The organism is Variovorax boronicumulans (genome assembly GCF_029892485.1).
Classification (GTDB): Bacteria; Pseudomonadota; Gammaproteobacteria; order Burkholderiales; family Burkholderiaceae_C; genus Variovorax; species Variovorax boronicumulans_B.
The window spans coordinates 154,575-177,440 of record NZ_JARXVG010000009.1 but is presented as its reverse complement, the minus strand read 5'-3'; the positions used below and the strand labels follow the sequence as shown (position 1 = coordinate 177,440).

Below are 22,866 nucleotides of genomic sequence, written 5' to 3'. Positions count from 1 at the left end.
GCCTGCGCGATCCTGCCCGCCAGCCGGGCGGTTTACCGCCTCGCCGGAATCAGGTGCCGCGCCAGCAACACGGCCACATGCACCGCCTCGCGCTGCGCGCCGTCGCCGATCTGGTGGCGGCAGCTGGTGCCATCGGCCACCACCACCGCATCGGGCTTCGCGCGGATCGCGGGCAACAGGCTCGCCTCGGCCATCTGCATCGAGACGTCGAAGTGGCTCGCCTCGTAGCCGAAGCTGCCGGCCATGCCGCAGCAGGAGCTCTCGATCAGCTCGGGCTCGGCACCGGGAATCAGCTTGAGCACTTCCAGAATCGGGCTCACCGCGCCGAAGGCCTTCTGATGGCAATGGCCGTGCAGGAGGATCGGTGTCGTGGACGGCTTGAGCGCCAGTTTGAACCGGGCTGCCTTGATTTCGCGTGCGATGAATTCCTCGAACAGCAGCGCCTGCTTCGCCACGATCTGCGCCTTGTCGCCGAAGCCCATCACCAGCGTCTCGTCGCGCAGCGTGAGCAGGCACGAAGGCTCCAGGCCGACGATGGGGATGCCGGCCTGGGCGAGCGGCAGCAGCGCATCGATCAGCGCCTCGGCGCGCACCTTGGCTTCGTCCACCATGCCGCTGGCCAGGAAAGTCCGGCCGCAGCAATGGTGGCCGCCGCTTTTCTCGACGGTGTGCAGCACATACCCGGCCGCTTCGAGCACGCGCGCCGCCGCAAAGGCGTTCTCGCTCTCGAAGGTGCCGTTGAAGGTGTCGACGAAGAGCACCGCCGCCTTGCCGCCCCGCGCCGCCACCGACAGCACCGAGGCCTGGTCGGCGAACAATCCGGGCTCGTTGCCCTTCGCGCGCCAGAAGGTGTCGCTGCGCCACTCGGGCAGCGAGCGCTTCGCGGAGAAACCCAGCAGCTTTTCGCCGAGCCACGCCGCACCCGGCACGCTGTTGCGCAGGTTCAGCAGCCACGGCATGCGGCTCGCCCTGTGCGCGTAGTCGGGCATGTAGGCCACGAGTTTGTCTTTCAGCGTGTGGCCATGGCGCTTCTTGTAGTGGTCGAGAAACTCGATCTTCATCTTCGCCATGTCCACGCCCGTGGGGCAATCGCGTTTGCAGCCCTTGCAGCCGACGCACAGGTCCATGGTCTCGTGCATGGCCTCGCTGGTGAAGGCGTCGGCGCCGAGCTGACCCGAGAGCGCGAGGCGCAGCGTGTTGGCGCGACCACGCGTGAGATGCTGCTCGTCGCGCGTCACGCGGTAGCTCGGGCACATGGTGCCTGCATCGAACTTGCGGCAGTGGCCGTTGTTGTTGCACATCTCCACGGCCTTGGCGAGGCCGCCGGTGCTGTCGCCGCCGGTGCCGGGTGCGGTGGCCACCTCGGTCACGGGGTCGGCGTTGACGTTCCAGGACGACCAGTCGAGCACCGGCTTGAGTTCGATGCGGCGGTAAGGCTTGGGCGCGGTCGGCGGCGCGAAGCGGAACAGCGAGCCGTCGTCCATGCGCGGCGGGTCGATGATCTTGCCGGGGTTGAACAGGTCGATCGGGTCGAGCTTCTTCTTGATCGCGCGAAAGGCCTCGTTGATGGCCGGGCCGAACTGCCATTCGATCCACTCGCCGCGGCACAGGCCGTCGCCATGCTCGCCGCTGAACGCGCCCTTGTACTTGCGCACCAGCGCGCTGGCTTCTTCGGCGATGGCGCGCATCTTCGTGGCGCCGTCGGCGCGCATGTCGAGGATCGGCCGCACGTGCAGCGTGCCGACCGAGGCGTGCGCGTACCAGGTGCCGCGGCTGCCGTGTCTCGCGAACACCTCGGTCAGCGCATCCGTGTATTCGGCCAGGTGTTCGAGCGGCACCGCGCAGTCCTCGATGAAGCTCACGGGTTTACCGTCGCCCTTGAGGCTCATCATGATGTTGAGGCCGGCCTTGCGCACTTCCCACAGGTTCTTCTGGCGTGCGTCGTCGGGCATCTGGACCACGCTGCCCGGAAGGCCCAGGTCGCCCATCAGTTCGACGAGCTGTTTCAGCTGCGGCAGCAGCGCGGCCTTGTCGGCGCCCGAGAACTCGACCAGCAGGATGGCCGCAGGCTTGCCGATCAGCGCAGTCTCCACGGTCGGCTTGAAAGCCGGGTTCGCGAGGCTCAGCTCGATCATCGTGCGATCGACCAGCTCCACCGCCGTGGGCCCGAGCTTCACGATGTGCTGCGCTGCATCCATGGCCGCATGGAAGGTCGGGAAGTTCACGATGCCCAGCACCTTCGCGCGCGGCAGCGGCGCGAGCTTGAGCTTCAGGCTCTTCGTATAGGCGAGCGTGCCTTCCGAACCGATCAGCAGATGCGCGAGGTTCACGCTGCCATCGGCCGTGTACGGCTTCTCGCTCTGGTTGTCGAAGATGTCGAGGTTGTAGCCGGCCACGCGGCGCATCACCTTGGGCCAGTTCTCCGCCATCGCATCGCGATGCTGCCGCGCGAGGCTGCGCACGAACTGCGCGATGCCGGCTGCGCCTACGCCGAGCGTGCTCGTCGGGCCGAAGTCGACCAGCTCGCCGCTCGACAGCCACGCGCTCGCGCCCAGCACGTTGTGCACCATGTTCCCGTAGGCGATGGAGCGCGAGCCGCAGGAGTTGTTGCCCGCCATGCCGCCCAGCGTGGCCTGCGCGCTCGTCGACACATCGACCGGGTACCAGAGCCCGAGCGGCTTGAGCTTCGCGTTCAGGTGATCGAGCACGAGGCCGGGCTCGACGGTCGCAGTGCCCTCCTCCACGTTCACGTCGAGCACGCGCCGGAAATGCTTGCTGTTGTCGATGACCAGCGCGGCGCCCGTGGTCTGTCCGCATTGGCTGGTACCACCGCCGCGCGCCAGCACGGGCACCTTCAGGTCGCGTGCGATGTCGATGGCTGTGGCGATGTCGCTGTCGTTGGTCGGCACGAAGGCGCCGACCGGCGTGATCTGGTAGATCGACGCGTCGGTGGCGTAGCGCCCGCGCGAGCCGTCGTCGAACAGCACCTTGCCTTGCGTCTCGGCACGCAGCCGGCGCGCGAGCAGCTCGCAGGTGTCATTGGGCGGAAGAACGGTTCCGGCTGGCTGCATGTGGCTGGCGGGATCTATGCGCATGGCGTGGCGTTCAGCTCGCTTTGTTGGCTTGTGGATAGATTTCGCCGGCCCGCAGGAGCTCCAGCACCGTGTCGCGCTTGCGCAGCACGTGCGCGATGAGAACCTTGCGCATCGCCGGCGCATCGCGTGCGGCCAGCGCCTGGATCATCTGTTCGTGCTCGTCGACCGCGTGCTTCCACTTTGTCTCGTTCTGGTTCGTGCGAAAGCGCAACGACTGCACGCGCGCATTGATCGAGCGGTAGGTGCTCGCGAGCACCGGATTGCCCGCGGCCTCGTTGATGGCCGTATGGATGCGCGCGTTCAGCCGGTAGTAGCCCGAGAGATCGCGCCGCGAAAAGCAGGCCAGCATTTCGTAGTGCAGCGCGCGCACCTCGGCCAGTTCTTCGTCGGTGATGCGCTTGGCGGCCAGCTCGCCCGACATGCCTTCGAGCATCGCCAGCACCTCGAAGGTGTCAAGCACGTTGGCCTCGGTGAGCTTCACCGCTACAGCGCCGCGATTCGGCAACAGGTCGACCAGCCCCTCGGCCGCGAGCAGCTTGATGGCTTCGCGCAGCGGCGTGCGCGACACGCGCAGTTGCAGGCACAGCTCGCGCTCGTTGAGCTTGGCGCCGGGTGCGATGTGCCCTTCGACCAGCATGGTGCGAAGGCGCGCAGCGACTTGGTCATGGAGGGCGAGCCTGGAGATTTCGATGATTTCGGCGGTCATGGGTGTTCCCTTTGAGTGCATTTTGAATGCAAAAAATGGGGCTCACAACCCCATGGATTAAGGGTAAACCATCGAACATAAATGCATTTTGAATGCAAAACTGAAAGTGAAAGGACAGTCCATGCTGCAACTCGACATCCACCCCACCGGCCGCCATTTCCTCCAGATTCCCGGCCCGAGCCCGGTGCCCGACCGCATCCTGCGGGCCATGAGCCTCCCCACCATCGACCATCGCGGGCCCGAGTTCGGCACGCTGGGTTTGAAGGTGCTAGGCGGCATCAAGCAGATCTTCAAGACGAAGCATCCGGTTGCCATCTACCCCGCGTCAGGCACCGGCGCCTGGGAGGCCGCGCTCGCCAACACGTTGAGCCCGGGCGACCACGTGCTCATGTACGAGACCGGCCACTTCGCCTCGCTCTGGCAGAAGATGGCCACGCGCCTGGGCCTCTCGACCGAATTCCTGGCCGTGGCCGGCACCGACGAACACTTGCCCAATGCGCCGAGCTGGCGCCGCGGCGTGCAGGCCGAACTCATCGAGGCGCGCCTGCGCAAGGACACCGAGAAGAAGATCAAGGCCGTGTGCGTGGTGCACAACGAGACCTCCACTGGCGTCACCTCCGACATCGCCTCGGTACGCAAGGCCATCGATGCAGCCGGCCACCCTGCTCTCTTGATGGTCGACAGCATCTCGGGCCTCGCGAGCGCGGATTTCCGGCATGACGAATGGGGCGTGGACGTCACCATCAGCGGCTCGCAGAAGGGCCTGATGCTGCCGCCCGGCATCAGCTTCAACGCGCTCTCGCCGCGCGCGCTCGAAGTCTCGAAGACCGCAAAGCTTCCGCGCGCCTTCTGGGCCTGGGACGAAATCGTCGAGATGAACAAGGACGGCTACTGGCCCTATACGCCCAACACGAACCTGCTGTACGGCCTGTCGGAATCGCTCGACATGATCCTCGGCGAAGGGCTGGACAACGTGTTCGCGCGCCACCAGCGCTGGGCCGCCGGCGTGCGTGCGGCGGTCAACGCCTGGGGCCTGCCGATCCAGTGCGCCGACCCGGCCGTGTATTCGCCCGTGCTCACCGGCGTGATCACGCCCGAAGGCATCGATGCCGACGCACTGCGCCGCTTGATCCACCAGCGCTTCGACCTCTCGCTCGGCACGGGCCTTGGCAAGCTCAAGGGCCGCATGTTCCGCATGGGGCACCTGGGCGACAGCAACGACCTGACGCTCGTGGCCATGGTCGCGGGCGTCGAGATGGGCATGAAGCTCTCGGGCATCAAGCTCGCGGGCAGCGGCGTGCAGGCGGCGATGGACCATTTCGCGAATCACGCGGCGGCGCCGGTCGGCTTGCAGAAAGCCGCATAGACCTGCGACACACCGTCCGCAACGCATCGCTCGAACGATGCGGCGGCCCCTACCTTGCCGGACCTGTCAACAGGCCGGCACGCATCGGACCCCCAACACCACGGAGACAAAGATGATGCAAAGACGTTCCCTCATCCAGGCCGCAGGCGCCGCGGCCGCCACGCTGGGCGTGCCCCGGCTCTTCGCGCAGGAGTGGCCCTCGGGGCCGGTTCGCATCGTGGTGGGCTTTCCACCGGGCGGCGGCACCGATGCGCTCGCGCGCGTGGTCGCGCAGAAGCTCACGATCATGTGGGGCCAGCAGGTCATCGTCGAGAACAAGGGCGGCGTTGCCGGCGTGCTCGCGGCCGACTACGTGGCCCAGCAGCCCAGCGACGGCAGCACGCTGCTGATGGCGCACATCAACAGCCACGCACTCGCGCCCAGCCTGCAGCCCAAGCTGCGCTACAACGTGGAGCGCGACTTCGTGCCGATCGTGCTGGTGGGCGTCACGCCCAACCTGCTGATCGCCGGCCCGTCGCAGAAGGGGCTCACGGTGAAGGACATCGTCGCCGCCTGCAAGGCCGCGCCCGGCACCGTGAGCTTCGGCTCGGCCGGCGCGGGTTCTGCGCAGCATCTGGCGCTGGAAATGTTCAAGCTGCAAGGCGGCGTCGATGCGCTGCACGTGCCGTACAAGGGCAGCGGCCCGTTGCTCGCCGACCTGATGGGGGGACAGATCCAGTACAGCTTCGAGACCATGACGGCCGCCACGCCGCACGTGAAGAACGGCCGAGTGATTGCTGTCGCCCAAACGCGCACCAAGCGCGCCAAGGGTCACCCGAACGTGCCGACGATGCAGGAGCAAGGCTTCGCAGGCTTCGAGGCCACCACGTGGTACGGGCTGGTCGGCCCGGGCAAGCTGCCGGCCGCAATTGCGCAGAAAGTGAATCGCGATGTGAACACGGTGCTTGCAATGCCCGATGTGCAGGAGCGCATGGACACCTACGGTGCGGAAGACGGCGGCGGTTCGCAGGACAAGTTCAAGCAGTTCATCAGCACTGAAATTGCCAAGTGGGCGAAGGTGGTGAAGGACGGCAACGTGCACGTGGAAACCTGATGTGCCGCCTCGCAACTGACAGAATCGCCGGATGAACCCATCCATGACCGCCCTCGCCGATGCCCTGATCGCCGCACGCCGCAGCAACCGCACCCTCGACGCCGCCCCCTGGACCGATGCGTTGCAGGACGCCGGCCAGGCTTACGAAGTGCAGGACGCCGTGGCCGCGGCACTCGACTGGTTCGGTGACGACGGCGCCGTTGCAGGCCACTGGAAATCCGGCGGCGGCTCGCGCAGCGTGACGCTCACGCACGCACCGCTTCCCCCTTCTGGCGTGCGTCAGAGCCCGGCGAATTTCGACGACCTGGTGTTCCACACGCCCGGCATCGAATCGGAGGTCGCGCTGCGGCTCGGCCAGGACGTGACGCCCGAACAAGCCGCGAAGCTGGACCACGACAACGCGGCTGCGCTCATCGACGCGATGGCCGTCTCCATCGAGATCGTCGATTCGCGCTGGCAAGACCTGGCTTCCACGCCCGCCCTGCTTCGCCTTGCCGACTCGCAAGTGCACGGCGCGCTCGTGCTCGGCGAATGGCAACCCTACGTCGCCATCGACTGGGCCTCGCAACGCTGCGAAACGCGCATCGGCGACGGCGAAGTCGTCGTTCGCGAAGGCACCCATCCGCTCGCGGACCCGGCGTGGCTTTTGCCGATCTGGCTGCGCCACATCACACGCCATGGCCAGACCGCGCGCGCCGGCACAGTCGTCACCACCGGCTCCTGGGTCGGCGTGCTGCCCTGCCGCCGCGGCGATCAGGTGACGGCCGAGTTCGCCGGCATCGGCGCCGTTCGCTTGCGCGTGTAGCGCCCGTCTCCCACGCCCGAGCACGCCACCAGGAAGTCGAGCACCGCACGCACCCGCGCGGGCAGCGTGCCGGCCTTGCCGATGTACACCGCGTGGATCGGCTCGATCTCGCCCGGGTTGAACTCCTCGAGCACCGGCACCAGCCGTCCGGCATCGATGTCGTGCTGGATGTGATACAGCGACAGCCGCGCCACGCCCGCGCCCGCGATGGCCAGTTGCCGCAGCGTCTCTCCGTCGCTTGCGCGCACCGGGCCGGCCACCGGCATCGCGATCGTCCGGCCGTCCACGCGCAACGGCCAGTCGGGCGTGTTGCGCCGGAAGGTCCACCCGAGCCGGTTGTGCGCCTCCAGTTCCTGCGGCGTGCGCGGCGTGCCGTACTTCGCCAAGTAACCGGGCGAGGCCACGATGGCCTGGCTCGTTTCACCCAGGCGCCGCGCCACCAGTTCGGACGATGGCAGCTGGCCCCAGCGGATCGCGATGTCCGCGCGCTCGTCCATCAGGTCGACGATGCGGTCGGTGAGCGCGATGTCCAACGTGATTTGCGGATGCATCTCGAGCAAGCGCGGCACCAGCGGAACCAGCATGTGATGGCCGAACGACACGCTGGCGTTGATGCTCACCCGCCCGCGCGGCGCCGCACCGGCGGCGGCGCAGCGCTCGGCTTCGTCCATGTCGGCCAGCACGCGCGTGCTGCGCTCGTAGAAATGCAGACCTTCGGGCGTGAGCTGCAGCTTTCGGGTTGAGCGATGCACGAGCTGGATGCCCAGCCGCAGTTCGAGCCGCGCCACCAGCTTGCTGATGGCAGAAGGCGTCATGTCCAGGAGGCGCGCCGCCGCGGAGAAACCGCCGGATTCGACCACCTGCACGAAGGCTTCCATTTCACCGGAGCGGTTGACGTCGATGCGCGGCATGGATTTCCTATTTCTGTGACTTCAAATCACAACTGCATGTAGCGGCGGCATTCTAGTCACAGGCTGCGAATGTCCGCACAGTACAGGGCATCATGCCAATCGCTCTACTTGCCCTCACCGCCGGTGCCTTCGGGATCGGCACCACCGAGTTCGTCATCATGGGCCTGCTGATGCAGGTGTCGACGGACCTTCATGTCTCCATCACCATGGCCGGCCTGCTGATTTCGGGCTACGCGCTCGGCGTTGCGGTCGGCGCGCCCGTGCTCACCATCGCCACCCGGAAGCTTCCGCGCAAGACCGTGCTGCTCGCGCTGATGGCGATCTTCACGCTCGGCAACCTGGCCTGTGCGCTGGCGCCCAACTACGAGATGCTGATGGCTGCGCGCGTCGTCACCTCGCTCGCGCACGGCACCTTCTTCGGCGTCGGCTCGGTGGTGGCCACCGGGCTCGTCGCGCCCGAGCGCCGCGCCTCGGCCATCGCGATCATGTTCACCGGCCTCACCGCCGCCACGCTGCTGGGCGTGCCGGCCGGCGCCTGGCTGGGCCTGCAGTTCGGCTGGCGCTCGGCCTTCTGGGCGGTGACGCTGATCGGCGTGCTGGCCCTCGTCGTGCTCGCCGTGTTCGTGCCCCGCGTGAAGGGCGAAACCAGGCCCGCACCGCTGCGCGAAGAGCTGGCCGTGCTGGCCCGCCCGCAGGTGCTGCTGGGCCTGGCGATGACGGTGCTGGGCTTTGCCGGCGTGTTCGTGGTGTTCACCTACATCCAGCCGCTGCTGACGCAGATCACCGGGCTCTCGGAATCGGCCGTGTCGCCGATCCTGCTGGTGTTCGGCGGCGGCCTGGCCGTCGGCAACATCCTCGGCGGCAAGCTGGCCGATCGCGCGCCGATGGCGGCCGTGCTCGGCACGCTGGTGGCGCTGGCCATCGTGCTCGGCGCGATGCAGTTCACCATCGGCACGCCGTTCACCGCGGTGGTCTTCGTCGGGCTGCTCGGCGTGGCCTCGTTCGCGACCGTGGCGCCGATGCAGCTGCGGGTGCTGGAGAAGGCCTCGGGCGCCGGCCAGAACCTCGCGTCGAGCCTCAACATCGCAGCCTTCAATCTCGGCAACGCACTCGGTGCGTGGGTCGGCGGCATGGTGATCGACCACGGGCCCGGCCTGCGCGCACTGGGCTGGGTGGCCGCACTGCTCACGCTCGTGGGCCTGGCCATCGCGTTCTGGAGCCGCTCGCTCGACCGGCGCGAAACCGGCCGGCCCGTGGCCGATTGCGCCTCGGTACGGGCCTGAGTTCTCGCGCTTCCTGGCGCTGCCGCACATCAAGGCGGCGTGAGCGAAGGCTCCGCGGCCAGCGGCCGGATCATTCGCGCACTCGCCGTCGAACGCGCCACCATCCGCCCTTGCGCATCGCTCAGATGCGCTTCCAGGAACGAGATGGTCTTGCCAAGCTGCACGACCCTGCCCTCCGCGTACAAGAGCCCGGGTGAAGCAGCCGCCAGAAACGACACGTTGAGATCGATCGTGGCCGAGAACGCGCCCGCGCCGTTCATGAGCCACAGCGCAGGCCCCATGGTGTCGTCGAGCATCGCGCCGAGGATGCCGCCCTGCACAGAGCCCGCGGGATTCAGGAAGTCTTCGGTCGCGACGAAGCTCATCCGTACCCAGCCCTTCGTGGTGTCGAATTCAAGGATGCGCTGCCCGAACAACCGGGCGGTTGCGGAACTGGGGAAACGCTGCATCAACGGGTCCGAGGCCATCATGATCCTTCGCACTGCAAGGCAGGCAGACAGCCAGATCTTGGGCCGACGCTCCTGACAGCGTGGTGTCAGCAGGCGGCCCGCGCCGATGCCCGCTATATCTCGCGCAGCACGCCGAAGTCGCTGTCGCCTTGCTGCACTGCGTTCACCAGCTGCACCCGGTTGCGCGCCGCGAAGCGTCGGCGCAGTTGCCGCATGTGGTAGTCCACGGTATGGGCCGACAGGTCGAGCCGGTTGGCGATTTCCTTGTCGCTGCGGCCCTGCAGCAGGTGCTGCAGGATGTGCTGCTGCGTCGTCGAGATCTCCATGCGCGGCCCGCCGGTCTCGCCCGGCATGCGCGAATGACGCGACAGGTATTCATGCAGGCTCAGGCCCAGGGTCAAGGCCTGTCCGACCACGTCGTCGGTGATCCAGCGGCGGCCCCGCTCACTCGATTGCAGGCTGATGACGGTGGACTGGTTCACGTGCGTGGGCGAAGCCAGGCGAAAGATCAACCCGCTGCGGATGCCGCTCGCGTGCAGGTCGTCGACAAAGCGTTGCCGCCGGCCCGCCGCGTCCTCGCTCGCCGTGGTGGCTGCTGTGGGCAGCGGCGACGACTCGACCTGCTCCACATCCCACACCATCGGCAGGCTGGACGCCGGCACGCCCTGCTGGCGCGGGTCCATCTCGTAGAGGCGGTGCGAGAAGTAGCGCTGCACCCATTCGGGGTTTGCGTGCGCGGTGAAGAAGCTCAGCGGCCACCAGCGCCCGCGCAGGAAGGCGATGGTTCCGTAGCCGAGCCAGTCGAAGCCCAGGGCGTTCAGCATCCCCTGGACGAGACGGCGGCGCTCCTCCGGGCTGCCGGCGTCCAGCAGCTCGCCGACGATGCTCGGCGCACCCTCCGCACGCCGGTCCGCCGATGGCGGCAGGTACAGCTGATCTTCCGCGTAGAGCTGCGGAAACGGGCCGCCGGCCGGCAGCGCGGGCGGGTCGCCCAAAGGCGCGGCCGCGTCGGTGTCGTGATCCCGCGCGTGCGACAGCGATGACGCCGCGACGCGTTGCAACAAGGTATCGAGAATCATGGAATGCCTGTTTGAAATGCCGCGTGCCTGCAGACGCCGCAGCGTGAGGGCAAAGTACCAAAGGGTGCGGGTGCCGCCTTGTAGATTCTTAACTTCCGACAGCCGCTTGTGGGGTCTGCGCCAGTGAGCGCGGGCCGCGGCATCGCATCCTGCACGGCAATGAATACCTTCGCATGACCGATGCGGCACGTGCATCAATGCACGTGAAATGAGTGCTTCACAGCCGCAGGTTGCGCTGGCATGCTGCGCGCGTTCCCTCAGCAGAACGACAACATCGAGGAGTCCCGCGTCCGATGGAAATCCTGGCCGCCACTCGCTATTGGCGAGACGTCGACCTCGCCGGTCTTCAGTTCACCGCCAACCGGCTGCTGCATCGCGAGATCCGGCCGCATCGGCACGTCGGATTCACGCTCTCGGTGTCCGACACCGAATTGCATGTGCGCAGCGGCAACGGCGTGACGGTCGTGCCACCGGGCACGCTTGTGCGCATTGCGCCGCAGGTCTGGCATTCTGTGCAGGCGCGCAGCGCGCCATGGCGCGAAGACGCGATGTATTGCAGCTCCGCCGTCGCCCGCTGCATCAGCGCGGCCAACGCAAGCTTCTCCCCGGCCCGCGTGGAAGACGCTTCGGGCATCGCTGTTTTTCTCGATCCCTCGGCCGCGCTTGAATTCCTCCAGTGCCACCGGCTGCTGCACGAATCCTCGCGCATCGGCAACGAAGAAGATGTGGCCGCCGGTCGCGCCCTGCTGCGCCAGCGCCTCGCGCAGTGGATTCCCCTGCAGCCCCCTCCCCCGCGCGCAATCGACAGCGGCGATGCGCGCATGAACCGGCTCTATGAGCTCATCGCCTCCGGCTTCCAGCAACGCATGACGCTCGACAGCCTTGCCGAGGCCGCGGGCCTGCATCCGGTGCACCTGCAGCGGCGTTTTCGGGGCGCGCTGGGATTCACGCCGCACGAGATGCTGGTCGGCCACCGCATCGAATACGCACGCGACCTGATCGCGGGTGGCTCGCGCGTGACCTATGCAGCGCATGCGGCCGGCTTCGCCGACCAGAGCCACCTGCACAAGACCTTCCTTGGCACCTATGCGGTGATGCCCGGCGATTACCGCAGGCTCTCCGCGCTCGATGCGCTGCAGCCGGCTTCGGCCCGGAACGGCATCGCCGGATAGATCGGTCCAGGGGTTTGCATCGCAGGCTCGCGTCCGGATCGGCTTCATCATCTACCTGGCTGTCGTACCGCCGAGTTCGTCGGCAAGGCGATCGACCGCAGCCTCGGCCTTTCGCATCGATTGCACAAGCTGCTCGCCGCCGAACTCGTCGCACTCGACGGCCGCCTCATGCACATCGGTGATGCCGATGTAGCCGAACACCGAGCGCACCGAAGCCTCCGTGTGGTTCAGGTGCGCGATGCGCCCGCCCGGGTCGTAGCCGTGGTCGCCGCGCGCGCCCAGCAGCACCATGCGCTTGCCGGCGTCGGCGAGCATCGGCCAGTACGGCACCGCGCCGCGCGCGCGGTCGAAACCGAAGGTGCGGCCCACGCGCACGATGTTGTCGATGTACGCCTTGAACTGCGCGGGCACGCTGAAGTTGTACATCGGCAGTCCGACCACGATCAGGTCGGCCGCGACGAGCTGGTCGACGAGGCGGTCGCTTTCGGCGAGCACGTCGGCCATCCAGGCTTCGCGGTCGGCCGGCGCGGTGAAGGCGGCGTGGATCCAGCGGCTGTCGACATAGGCGGGCGCGTGCCGGCCGACGTCGAGGTAGTCGATGAGGTCGTCGGGCCGCGCCTTGCGCCAGCGTTCGACGAAGCGTGCCGAGAGCCGCCGCGTGTGCGAGCCGTGAGGGTCGGAGCCCGAGATGCCCGGGCGGGCGCTGGCGTCGATGTGAAGCAGGTTGAGTGTCATGTCGTCGGTTCTTCGATGGATGAGTTGATCTACGCTGTGTTGCGCTGTCAGAATGACCGCACAGGCCCTGAATCTATGGACAGCCGTGGGTCTTCACAAACGATCATTTCTCCCGTCATGCAAGAGATTGGCTCATCCATTCGCCAGCCGCGCCGCCTGCCTCCCCTGCTCTCGTTGCGGGCCTTCGAGGCGGCGGCCGCGCACCTGAGCTTCCAGCGCGCGGCGGTCGAGCTCTCGGTCACGCCCTCGGCCATCAGCCACCAGGTGCGCGCGCTCGAAGACACACTGGGCCAGCCGCTGTTTCGCCGGCTCACGCGGCAGCTCGCGCTGACGCCCGCGGGCCAGCGGCTCTTCGACGACCTGCGCCTGGGCTTCGATGCACTCGAAGCGGGCGTCGACAGGCTGCGCCGGCCCACGGCTTCGCGGTCGGTCACGCTCACGACCAACACGGCCTTCGCGGCGCGCTGGGTGCTGCCGCGCATGGCAGCCTTCCGCAAGGCCTGCCCCGGCATCGAGTTGCGGCTGCATGCGGGCGACACGGTGGTCGACCTGGCGCGCGGCGATGCGGACATCGCGGTGCGCTCGGGCAGCGGCAACTGGCCGGGGCTGGTGGCCGGCGAACTGATGGCCGAGCGCTATGCGCCCTTGTGCAGCCCGATGCTGGGCCTGCGCCGCGCGGGCGATCTGCCGAAGCACCAGCTGATCCACTGCGACTGGCAGCCGCAGGCGCTCGCGCCGGCGTTGTGGTCGCGATGGTTTCGTGAAGCAGGTATCGCGCAGCCGCGCGGCCGGTCTGCCAAGGCAGCGGGCCTGTCGTTTTCGGACGAGACGCACGCAATGCTCGCCGCGCTGGCGGGCCATGGCGTCGCGCTGCTGAGCCTCACGCTCGCGGCCGAGGAGTTGCGCAGCGGCGCCCTGGTGCAGCCCTTCGGGCCAGCGCTCGATACGGGGAGCTATTTCCTAGCAACCGCAAGCGGGCGAGAGAACGAGCCTGCGATCCGCGCCGTCTGGCAATGGATCGAATCGCAGGCCGCCGCATAGGTGCTTTGCAGCTTGCGCTCGCAGATGGAACGTGATTTCATCGAATCAGAACAACAATAAACAGCAGCTGGAAGTACTCTTCTGGGAGAGGATCAAGATGAAGCACCACGACTCGCGCGGACTCGCCGCGCTGGCATTGCTGTCCACCTGCATGGCATCGATCGATGCGCACGCTGCCGACGGCACCATTCATTTCACGGGTGAGATCGTCGCTGCCCCCTACGAGATGCGCATCGCGGCGCGCGTGCCGGCACCGGCGCCAACGGTGGCCCACGGCACACGCGGTGGAGGCCCCGTCGCCGAACTCTCCTTCTTGCGGCAATACGTGGACCGGCCCAGCGCCAGCGTCCGCGTCGATGGGCTCGGCGCCCTGCCCCTGCGCACCATGTTCACCGACGCCCGGGGTCGACGGCATCACGTCGATTCGGCGCAAGCGCAGGCGATCGGACTGGACGGCGGCACGTTGTCCATCGCGGCGCAACAGCGGCCGTCCGCGGGCCGCGTCGCGGCCGCGATGGTGACGGTCAGCTACAACTAGGCGCGAAGCTGCTCGCGCAGCTTCTGGCCGATCTCCGGCCGCTCGAGGAACGGGTCGGCCGGGTTCACGACCGCCACGATGTTCTCCATGCGGGCGCGCACATTGCCCAATGCCTTGGGGTGGCTGAACACGTAGAACTGGTTGTCGCTGATGGCGTCGAACACCTTCGCAGCGACTTCGGCCGCGGTGATTTTGCCGCTGCTCACCGCCTTGTTGCTCATGGCCTGGCCGATCAGCTGGCTCTTGGTGAGCTCGGTGTCCTTGGGCGCATTCGGGCGGTTGCGCTCGCTGCTCGTGATGCCGGTGGGCACGAAGTACGGGCACAAGAGGCTCGCGCCGATCTGGTCGGTGACCAGCGTCAGGTCTTGATAGAGCGTCTCGGTGAGGCTCACGACCGCGGCCTTGGCGGCGTTGTAGATGCCCATGTTGGGCGGCGTGAGCAGGCCCGCCATGCTGGCGGTGTTGGTGATGTGGCCGCGGTAGGCCGGGTCTTTGGCGGCGGCTTCGAGCATCATCGGCGTGAACAGGCGCACGCCATGGATCACACCCCAGAGGTCCACGCCCAGCACCCATTCCCAGTCGGACACCGTGTTCTCCCACACCAGTCCGCCCGCGCCCACGCCGGCGTTGTTGAACACGAAATGCGGCGCACCGAAGCGCTCCTTCACGGCGGCGGCCAGCGCCTCCATTTGCGCGGCATCGGACACATCAACCTTGCGGGCCAGCACCTGCACGCCGGCGGCTTCCATTTCGGCCGCGGCCTTGTCCAGCGCGTCCTGCTGCACGTCGACCAGCACGAGGTTCATGCCGCGTGCGGCGCCGATGCGCGCGCACTCGAGGCCGAAGCCCGAGCCCGCGCCGGTGAGAACGGCGGTCTTGCCCTTGAAGTCCTGAATCATTTGCCGGTGTCCTTCTTGCGTTGAATGTCTCTGAGGCTGAGAGGTTGGAGGCGCTATTGAAATACGGAACGCGCCGCCGCGCAGTCACGAAGGTGCCCCGGCTGCGTACGTTTCAGGCTTCCGCTTTTTTCAGCACGTAGCCGATGCGCGGGAAGTGCACATGCACCGTGCCGATGCGCTCGCCGCTGCGTTCCAGCGTGTAGTGCGTGCGCGTGGCAGCCACCAGCGTGCCCGTCGTTTCCTCCAGGCCGAAGCTCTCGGCGCGAATCGTCACCGCGCTGCCGAGCGGGATGCCGTGGTCGTCCTGAAAGGTGCTGTCGGTCAGAACCGTGTGCGGCGTCGCGGCCTTGGCCACGGCGATGGCCTCGTCCGACGTGAATTTCTCGGGCGCGCCATGGCCGATGGCGGCCATGCGGTCCATCCAGTCGACCACCGCGGGCGTGAGGTCGAGGATGGTGCGGACCGACTCGATGCGGCGCGTGTACCAGAGCGGGTGATAGGCCGCGAAGTCGCTGATGCTAGGCACCTCGCCGAGCAGGTAGTGCCTGTCGTCGAGCATGTCCGACAGTCGCCGGAGGTACGACTTGTAGGCGCTGGTGGCATCGGCCGGGCGCAGGCGCGTCATGTTGCCGGCGCTCATCTTGCCGCGGTCTTCGCCGAAGGCCTTGGCGGCTTCGGGCGGCGCCTTGGCGAACACCTCGGCCGCGCCCCTGGGCTGCAGGTTCCAGGCCATCGCGGCCCAGAACAGCGTGGTGTCGGCCCACTGCGCGAGGATGCGCGACAGGCCCTTCTCGGGCTCGGGGTACAGCGTGGGCTCGGGCTGCAGATGCTCCAGCACGTCGGCGATGAGCGCGCTGTCGCAGTACATGTCGGCACCGATCTGCAGGAACGGCGTCTTGCGGTAGCCGCCGGTGAGCAGTTCCACATCGGGCTTGGGCATGATCGGCGGGATGAAGACCGACTTCCACGGCAGCTTCTTGGCGCCGAGGATCAGCCGCACCTTTTCCGAGAACGGCGAGGTGGTGTAGTGGTGGAGGATCAGGTCGGCCATGGTTCGTTTTTCCTGTGGGGTGTTCTTGTGTGGTCAGCGCGGCTGGGCCCGCTGGATGATCGAATCGAAATCGGTGCCCGCGCCCAGCGTGCCGAAGGCATTGCCCCAGTCGCCGCCCAGGCGCGATGCGCAGAACGCGCCGACCACCGCGGCCGGTGCGGTCTGTGCAAGCAGCGAAGCCTGCACGGCGAGCGCGACGTCCTGTGCTAGACGACGCGCCTCCACCTCGGAGGCCATCGCCTCGATGCGCGCCGGCAGCGCGTCGGCCATGTGGTCGAGCGCGGCGTGCTGGCCGCGCGCGGGCGCCAGTTCCTTAGAGAGCGCCGCCACCGCGTCGCCCTTGCGCAGGCCCCGCAGCAGGTCGAGCGCCATGATGTTGCCGGCCCCCTCCCAGATCGAGTTGAGCGGCATCTCGCGGTAGATGCGCGCCATGACGCCTTCGCCGCCCTCTTCCACATAGCCGTTGCCGCCCAGGCACTCCATCGCTTCCTGCGCGAAGTGGCTGCCGCGCTTGCAGATCCAGAACTTGGCGACCGGCGTGAGCAGGCGCGCCATCAGGCGCTCATGTTCGTCGTCGGGATGGTCGAAGGCACGGGCCAGGCGAATCGCCAGCGCGGTCGAGGCTTCGCTCTCGAGCGCGAGGTCGGCCAGCACGTTTTTCATGAGCGGCTGCTCGATCAGCGGCTTGCCGAAAGCGTTGCGCTGCGATGCGTGATTGATGGCGATGCCGAGCGCCTGCCGCATCAGGCCGCTGGTGCCCAGCGCACAGTCGAGCCGGGTCATCGTGCCCATCTCGAGGATCTGCGGAATGCCGCGCCCCTCCTCGCCCACGAGCCAGGCGCTGGCGCCGTGGAACTCGACCTCCGAACTCGCGTTGGCCTTGTTGCCCATCTTGTCCTTCAGGCGCTGGATGTGGATGGCGTTGCGCGTTCCATCGGGCAGCACGCGCGGCAGGAAGAAGCAGCTCAGTCCGGCCTCGGCCTGCGCTAGCACCAGGAAGGCATCGCACATCGGCGCCGAGAAAAACCACTTGTGGCCGGTGATCGCATAGCGCTCGCCCCAGGCATCGCTGCCATCGCGCACGGCCTTCGTCGTGTTGGCGCGCACGTCAGAGCCGCCCTGCTTCTCGGTCATGCCCATGCCCATGGTCACGCCGGGCTTGTCCTTGAAAGACTTGAGCGCCGGGTCGTACCAGAGGCTCGTGAGCTTCGGGCCCCAGTCGGCGTACACGGCCGCATTGCCGCGTAGCGCGGGCGTGACCGCGTAGCTCATCGAGATCGGGCACAGCATCGACGGCTCCAGCTCGGTGAAGAGCATGAAGCCGGCCGCGCGCAGCACATGCGGCGAGGCGGAGGTGCCGGCCCAAGGCGTGCCGTGCAGGCCCGCGCCCACCGCAGCCGACATGAGCACGTGATAGCTCGGATGAAACTCCACCTCGTCGATGCGCCGTCCAAAGCGATCGTGCGTGTGCAGCTCGGGCGTGTGGATGTTGGCCAGGCGCGCATGCGTCTGCATCTCGGCCGAGCCGATGGTCACGCCCAGTTCCTGCAACGGCGCCACCTGCAGCTGCGGCGCATTGAACTTCAACGCATCGCGCAGCGGCCGGTTGGTTTCGAAGAGGTTGTAGTCCGCCAGCGGCGCGGGCTGGTTGAACACCTCGTGCGTCGAATTCATTCGAATACCTCCGTGCTCTGCACTGCGGTGCGCACGACCGGCCTTCTTGCCGTGCGTTTCAGTGCATTCAGATCAGCTTGACCAGCTGCTTGCCGAAATTCTTGCCCTTGAGCAAACCCAGGAAGGCTTCAGGGGCGGATTCGATGCCCTGCGCCACCGATTCACGCGGCTTGAGCTTGCCCGTGCCCACCAGCGTGCCGAGTTCGGTCAGCGCCTCGGGCCACACTTCCATATGCTCGCTGACGATGAAGCCCTCGATCTTCAGGCGGTTGATGAGGATCAGCGCAGGGTTCGCGAGCGGCAACGGCTGGCCGTCGTAGCCAGCGATCATTCCGCACAGCGCCACGCGGGCGAAGGCGTTGCAGCGCAGCAGCACCGCATCGAAGATGTAGCCGCCGACGTTCTCGAAGTAGCCGTCGATGCCGTCCGGGCAGGCTTCCTTCAGTGCGGCGCTCATGCTCTTGACGTCGGGGTGCTGCTTGTAGTCGATGCAGGCGTCGAAGCCCAGTTCGTCGGTCACGTACTTGCACTTGTCCGGGCCGCCGGCAATACCCACCACGCGAAGGCCACGCGCCTTGGCCAGCGCACCGAAGGCACTGCCGACCGCACCACTCGCGGCCGTGATGACCACGGTTTCGCCGGCCTTGGGCGCAATGATCTTCACCAGGCCGTACCAGGCCGTGACGCCCGGCATGCCGACAGCGCCGAGGTAGTGCGACAGCGGCACATGCGTGGTGTCGACCTTCTTCAGCGAGCCGGGCTGCGAGGCATCGACCACGCTGTATTCCTGCCAGCCGCCGAAGCCGACCACCTTGTCGCCAACGGCGAACTTCGGGTGCTTGCTCTCGACCACTTCGCCGACCGTGCCGCCCTGGAACACCTGGCCCACGGGCTGGTTGGCGGTGTAGCTCTTCGAATCGTTCATGCGGCCGCGCATGTACGGATCGAGGCTCATGTAGTGGTGGCGCACCAGCACCTGGTTGTCGGCGAGCGCGGGCGTCTCGACGGTCACCAGCTTGAAGTTGCTCGCCGTGGCTTCGCCATCGGGGCGGTTGTCGAGATGGATCTGTTTGTTCGTGGGCATGTGTATCTCCTGGGAATTCGTTCAGTCGGTGGAAGGCGGCCGCATCTCGTTCGCGCTGGCCGGGCCCGTGGGCAGGCGGCGCTTCACGTACTTGAAGGTGCCGGTGGCATGGGCGCACACGCGCTCCTGCTCGTCGTAGATCTTCGCTTCGGTGAAGGCCAGCGTCGCGGTGCGGTGAATGAGCGTGCCGCGCGCATGCAGCGGGCCGACCGAAGGCTGCATGAAGCTGGTCTTCATCTCGATGGTGACCACGCCCGTCTCGGGCGCCACGCTGCGCGCGGCGGCCGCCATCGTGATGTCCAGCAGCGTCATGCAGGCGCCGCCGTGCGTCACGTCGAAGGTGTTCAGGTGCTCGGGCTTGGCGGTGTAGACGATCTCGGACTCGCCGCCCTCGAACTTCGTGAGCTCGAAGCCCAGGTGGCGCGCAAACGGAATCTGGCTCGTGTAGGAGCGGATGTTGATGTCGTTGGAATCGATGGTCATGGAATCCAGTTTCTATGCCGCGCCGAGGACAACGCTCACGCCGCCGTCCACCGCCAGCCACTGGCCGGTGATGTGCTTGCCGGCATCGCTCGCGTAGAGCAGCGTCAGGCCCTTCAGGTCTTCGTCGTCGCCCAGGCGGCCGAGCGGCGCCTTGGCAGCCATTTTTTCTTCGCCCAACGACTTGATCAGGCCGGCGGCCATCTTCGTCATGAAGAAGCCGGGGCAGATCGCGTTCACCGTGATGTTGTACTTGCCCCATTCGGCCGCCAGCGTGCGCGTGAAGCCGATCACCGCCGTCTTGGAGGTGTTGTAGGCCAGCGTCTGCATCTCGGGCGGATTGCCGTTCAGGCCGGCGACCGAGGCGATGTTGATGATGCGGCCCGTCTTCTTGGGGATCATGTAGCCGTTGGCGATCTGCTGCGACAGGATGAAATAGCCGCGCACGTTGAGGTTCATCACCTTGTCCCACGCTTCGACCGGGTGGCTCTCGGCGGGCGAACCCCAGCTCGCGCCGGCGTTGTTGATCAGGATGTCGACCGCGCCCATGCGCTGCAGCGTCTCGTCGGCCAGGCGGCGGGTGTCTTCTTCCTTCGAGCAATCGGCGGCGATCCAGCGCGCGTCGATGCCGGCCGCCTGCAGTTCGGCGGCGGCCTGCTCCAGGTCGTCGGCCTTGCGCGAGCTCAGCATGATCCTGGCGCCCGCTTCGCCGAGCGCATGGGCCATCTGCAGGCCCAGGCCGCGCGAGCCGCCGGTGATGAGGGCGGTCTTGCCGGTGAGGTCGAAGAGTTGCTGGGTGGTGCGGGCGGTCATGGGTTGTCTCCGGTGTTCTGTGAGGGGGTGGTCAGATCTCGTAATCCATGCACTGGCGGGCTTCACGCACGGCACCGATGAAGGGCTTGAGCGCCACGTGCTGCGGATGGTCCGCATAGGCTGCGAGCGCGGCGGCATCGGTGAATTCCGAGTACAGCACCAGGTCGTAGGTGGCCTCCAACCCGGGCTGGGCAATGGCCACCTCGAAACGGTGCGTGCCGGGCGAGAGCTTCGCGCAGGCATCGAGCAGCGCCTTGGCCTTCAGCAGGTTGGTCGCCTTGTCGGCGCCCTCGGCGTGCTCCTTGAACTTCCACATCACGATGTGCTTGAGCATGGTCTGGCCTTCTGCCTATTTCTTGTCGTTCAGGCGCGAGCGCACGTAGATGAGCACCACGCCCACCAGCGCGACCACGCCGCCGGGCGCGGCCATCGACCAGCCCAGCGTAGCGTCGGTGCGGCCCGTGGCGATGCCCAGGATCACCAGGAACAGGCCGCCGTAGATCAGGATCCAGATCCACTTCTCGAGCCGGGCGTGCGGCTTCGGGGGGTTGACGGGGGTGGGAGTGTTGGGAGCGGCGTTGGCCATTGTCAGAAAGCGTCCTCGGGCAAAGCGGTACAGGTGGGGTCGCGGCTCTCGACCACGTTGAGCCAGGCACCGATTTTGGGCAGCTCGTAGTGGAAGAAGTAGTCCGTGGCGCCGATCTTGCCAGCTGTTACCGCCCTCGCCTTGTCTGCGTCGATCTCGAGCGCCCGCCGCGCCACGTCCAGCCAGAGCCAGGCGAGCACCGTGTGGCCGAAGGCCTGCATGTACGGCACGGCGTTGGCGAGGGCGTCGGCCGGGTCGCCGGTGGACCAGGCCGCTTCGGTCGCGCTGCCGATGCGCTGCAGCGCGGCCCCCAGCGCCTTGGCATGCGCCACGAGCGCTGGCACCTTGGACGTGCGGGCGATGGTCTCGGTGATGCGGCCGGCCAGCAGCTGCATGCCGCGGCCCTTTTCCATCAGCACCTTGCGGCCCAGCAGGTCGGCCGCCTGGATGCCGTGCGTGCCCTCGTGGATCATGTTCAGGCGGTTGTCGCGCCAGTACTGCTCCACCGGAAAGTCGCGCGTGTAGCCGTAGCCACCGTACACCTGGATCGCGAGCGAATTGGCCTCGAGGCACCACTCGCTGGGCCAGCTCTTGGCGATGGGCGTGAGCACTTCCAGCAGCAGGCGCGCGTCGTCGGCGGCCTGCGCGTCGCCGGTCTTCTGCGTGTCGACCAGCCGGGCGCAGTACAGCTCCAGCGCCAGCGCGCCTTCGCAATACGACTTCTGCGCGAGCAGCATGCGGCGCACGTCGGCGTGTTCGATGATGCGCACCTGCGGGCTGGCCGAGTCCTTTGCCACCTGGCTGCCTGCACCCGCCTCGGGCTTCTTCACTAGGCGGCCCTGTGGGCGGCTCTTCGCGTAGTCCAGCGAGGCGTAGTAACCCGCCATGCCGAGCATGGTCGCAGCCGTGCCCACGCCGATGCGGGCCTCGTTCATCATGTGGAACATGCAGTGCAGGCCCTTGCCGGGCGCGCCGACGAGGTAGCCCACGGCGCCCGCCTTGCCATCGACCGGGTACTTGCCCTCACCGAAGTTCAGCAGCGTGTTGGTCGTGCCGCGCCAGCCCAGCTTGTGGTTCAGGCCCGCGAGCGCCACGTCGTTGCGCTCGCCGGTCAGTTCGCCCTTGGTGTTGACCATCCGCTTGGGCACGATAAAGAGCGAAATGCCGCGCGTGCCCGGCACCAGCTTGCCGTTCTCGTCGGGGATCTTGGCGAGCACGATGTGCACGATGTTCTCGGTCAGCTCATGGTCGCCGGACGAGATCCACATCTTGTTGCCGGTGAGGCGATAACGCGGACCCAGCGGATCGTTTTGATAGTCCGCGCCATCGGGCACGGCCCGCGTGGCCACGTCGCTCAGCGACGAGCCTGCCTGCGGCTCCGACAGGCACATGGTGCCCGCCCAGCGGCCCGAGAACTCGTTCTTCGCGAACACCTCTTTCTGCATCTCGGTGCCATGCACCATCAGCAGGTTGGCGTTGCCGCTGGTAAGCATGTTGGAGCCAATGCTCACCGAGGCCATCGCGAAGAAGCTGTTGGCCGCGGCCGAGAGCGTGTAGGGCAGCTGCATGCCGCCGATGTCGTAGTCCTGCGCGGCGCTCATCATTCCCGACTCGACGAAGGCCTTGTGCGCGTCGTGCGTGGCCTTCGGCAGGATGACTTTCTCGCCGTCGAAGTGCGGCTCCTGCGTATCGACCGTGCGGTTGAACGGCGCGTACTTCTCGCGCGCGATGCGCTCGCAGGTGTCGAGCACAGCATCGAAGGTTTCGCGTGAATGGTCGGCGAAACGCCTGCTCTGGTTGAGCGACTCGGCATCGAGCCAGTCGTAGAGAAGGAAGTCGAGGGTGGGACGCAGGCTCATGATTGGGTCTTGATGGTGAGGCTGCCGATCTCCACCGGCAGCGCTCGTCGGCCGGCGAAGCCGGGCCCGTTCGTGGAACACCGCGGAACCGGCTCAGCCGGGCTGCTGGTGTTGCCCCCGGAAGGGGGTTGGCAAAGGCGACACGCA

22 protein-coding genes are annotated in these 22,866 nt (G+C 67.2%); 7 read left to right on the top strand and 15 right to left on the bottom strand.

What is annotated here, in order from left to right; genetic code table 11:
• Positions 1-32: 32 nt before the first annotated feature.
• Positions 33-3,095, bottom strand: a complete 3,063-nt coding sequence (locus M2282_RS21065) for an FAD-binding and (Fe-S)-binding domain-containing protein (protein WP_280810712.1) — start codon at positions 3,093-3,095, stop codon at positions 33-35.
• 10 nt (positions 3,096-3,105) lie between these two features.
• Positions 3,106-3,801 carry a GntR family transcriptional regulator gene (locus M2282_RS21060; protein WP_280810711.1) on the bottom strand — a complete coding sequence of 232 codons (696 nt, stop codon included), beginning with the start codon at positions 3,799-3,801 and terminating at the stop codon, positions 3,106-3,108.
• 121 nt (positions 3,802-3,922) lie between these two features.
• Between M2282_RS21060 and M2282_RS21055 the strand changes: the two genes are divergently transcribed.
• The 3 genes from M2282_RS21055 to M2282_RS21045 all read left to right on the top strand — a co-directional run bounded on the left by M2282_RS21055 (position 3,923) and on the right by M2282_RS21045 (position 7,065).
• Positions 3,923-5,167 (top strand): pyridoxal-phosphate-dependent aminotransferase family protein, encoded by a 1,245-nt coding sequence (locus M2282_RS21055; protein WP_280810710.1) that lies wholly within the window; start codon positions 3,923-3,925, stop codon positions 5,165-5,167.
• Between the two features lie 115 nt (positions 5,168-5,282).
• Entirely contained in the window at positions 5,283-6,260 is a 978-nt protein-coding gene (locus M2282_RS21050; RefSeq protein WP_280810709.1) for a Bug family tripartite tricarboxylate transporter substrate binding protein, read from the top strand.
• A 43-nt stretch (positions 6,261-6,303) separates the two neighbouring features.
• Positions 6,304-7,065 (top strand): 2-keto-4-pentenoate hydratase, encoded by a 762-nt coding sequence (locus tag M2282_RS21045; protein WP_280810708.1) that lies wholly within the window; start codon positions 6,304-6,306, stop codon positions 7,063-7,065.
• On the opposite strand, the gene M2282_RS21040 is transcribed toward M2282_RS21045, so the two are convergent.
• On the bottom strand, positions 7,014-7,976 hold the full coding sequence (locus M2282_RS21040) for a LysR substrate-binding domain-containing protein (protein WP_280810707.1): 963 nt from the start codon (positions 7,974-7,976) through the stop codon (positions 7,014-7,016). The genes M2282_RS21045 and M2282_RS21040 overlap by 52 nt on opposite strands.
• Before the next feature lie 92 nt (positions 7,977-8,068).
• Between M2282_RS21040 and M2282_RS21035 the strand changes: the two genes are divergently transcribed.
• Entirely contained in the window at positions 8,069-9,259 is a 1,191-nt protein-coding gene (locus M2282_RS21035) for an MFS transporter (protein ID WP_280810706.1), read from the top strand.
• Positions 9,260-9,288: 29 nt separating this feature from the next.
• Here M2282_RS21035 and M2282_RS21030 read toward each other — a convergent pair whose 3' ends face one another.
• Together M2282_RS21030 and M2282_RS21025 are read right to left on the bottom strand one after the other, a co-directional pair.
• The gene (locus M2282_RS21030) at positions 9,289-9,729 is read right to left on the bottom strand and encodes a PaaI family thioesterase (protein WP_280810705.1); all 441 of its coding nucleotides are present in this window, start codon (positions 9,727-9,729) and stop codon (positions 9,289-9,291) included.
• Between the two features lie 92 nt (positions 9,730-9,821).
• Complete coding sequence (locus tag M2282_RS21025) at positions 9,822-10,787, bottom strand: helix-turn-helix transcriptional regulator (protein WP_280810704.1); 966 nt, start codon at positions 10,785-10,787, stop codon at positions 9,822-9,824.
• 293 nt (positions 10,788-11,080) lie between these two features.
• Between M2282_RS21025 and M2282_RS21020 the strand changes: the two genes are divergently transcribed.
• Positions 11,081-11,959: an AraC family transcriptional regulator gene (locus tag M2282_RS21020; RefSeq protein ID WP_280810703.1), complete on the top strand. Its 879-nt coding sequence runs from the start codon at positions 11,081-11,083 to the stop codon at positions 11,957-11,959.
• A 51-nt stretch (positions 11,960-12,010) separates the two neighbouring features.
• Here M2282_RS21020 and M2282_RS21015 read toward each other — a convergent pair whose 3' ends face one another.
• Complete coding sequence (locus M2282_RS21015) at positions 12,011-12,694, bottom strand: FMN-dependent NADH-azoreductase (protein WP_280810702.1); 684 nt, start codon at positions 12,692-12,694, stop codon at positions 12,011-12,013.
• Between the two features lie 117 nt (positions 12,695-12,811).
• Between M2282_RS21015 and M2282_RS21010 the strand changes: the two genes are divergently transcribed.
• Together M2282_RS21010 and M2282_RS21005 are read left to right on the top strand one after the other, a co-directional pair.
• Positions 12,812-13,735: a LysR substrate-binding domain-containing protein gene (locus tag M2282_RS21010; protein ID WP_280810701.1), complete on the top strand. Its 924-nt coding sequence runs from the start codon at positions 12,812-12,814 to the stop codon at positions 13,733-13,735.
• Positions 13,736-13,766: 31 nt separating this feature from the next.
• Entirely contained in the window at positions 13,767-14,273 is a 507-nt protein-coding gene (locus M2282_RS21005; protein ID WP_280810700.1) for a hypothetical protein, read from the top strand.
• Here M2282_RS21005 and M2282_RS21000 read toward each other — a convergent pair.
• From M2282_RS21000 to M2282_RS20960, 9 genes are all read right to left on the bottom strand, one after another.
• The gene (locus M2282_RS21000) at positions 14,270-15,172 is read right to left on the bottom strand and encodes an SDR family oxidoreductase (protein WP_280810699.1); all 903 of its coding nucleotides are present in this window, start codon (positions 15,170-15,172) and stop codon (positions 14,270-14,272) included. The two genes, M2282_RS21005 and M2282_RS21000, sit on opposite strands and share 4 nt — an antisense overlap.
• 112 nt (positions 15,173-15,284) lie before the next feature.
• Positions 15,285-16,223: a glutathione S-transferase family protein gene (locus tag M2282_RS20995; protein ID WP_280810698.1), complete on the bottom strand. Its 939-nt coding sequence runs from the start codon at positions 16,221-16,223 to the stop codon at positions 15,285-15,287.
• Positions 16,224-16,256: 33 nt separating this feature from the next.
• Complete coding sequence (locus M2282_RS20990) at positions 16,257-17,897, bottom strand: isovaleryl-CoA dehydrogenase (RefSeq protein ID WP_280810697.1); 1,641 nt, start codon at positions 17,895-17,897, stop codon at positions 16,257-16,259.
• 67 nt (positions 17,898-17,964) lie between these two features.
• Positions 17,965-18,981: an NADP-dependent oxidoreductase gene (locus M2282_RS20985; protein ID WP_280810696.1), complete on the bottom strand. Its 1,017-nt coding sequence runs from the start codon at positions 18,979-18,981 to the stop codon at positions 17,965-17,967.
• Positions 18,982-19,002: 21 nt separating this feature from the next.
• Positions 19,003-19,464 (bottom strand): PaaI family thioesterase, encoded by a 462-nt coding sequence (locus M2282_RS20980; protein ID WP_280810694.1) that lies wholly within the window; start codon positions 19,462-19,464, stop codon positions 19,003-19,005.
• A gap of 12 nt (positions 19,465-19,476) precedes the next feature.
• The gene (locus tag M2282_RS20975; RefSeq protein ID WP_280810693.1) at positions 19,477-20,274 is read right to left on the bottom strand and encodes an SDR family oxidoreductase; all 798 of its coding nucleotides are present in this window, start codon (positions 20,272-20,274) and stop codon (positions 19,477-19,479) included.
• 31 nt (positions 20,275-20,305) lie between these two features.
• Positions 20,306-20,608, bottom strand: coding sequence for a Dabb family protein (locus M2282_RS20970; RefSeq protein ID WP_013541594.1), 303 nt, complete (start codon positions 20,606-20,608; stop codon positions 20,306-20,308).
• A gap of 15 nt (positions 20,609-20,623) precedes the next feature.
• Positions 20,624-20,860, bottom strand: a complete 237-nt coding sequence (locus M2282_RS20965) for a hypothetical protein (protein ID WP_280810692.1) — start codon at positions 20,858-20,860, stop codon at positions 20,624-20,626.
• A gap of 2 nt (positions 20,861-20,862) precedes the next feature.
• Positions 20,863-22,719 carry an acyl-CoA dehydrogenase gene (locus tag M2282_RS20960; RefSeq protein ID WP_280810691.1) on the bottom strand — a complete coding sequence of 619 codons (1,857 nt, stop codon included), beginning with the start codon at positions 22,717-22,719 and terminating at the stop codon, positions 20,863-20,865.
• Positions 22,720-22,866 lie beyond the last annotated feature (147 nt).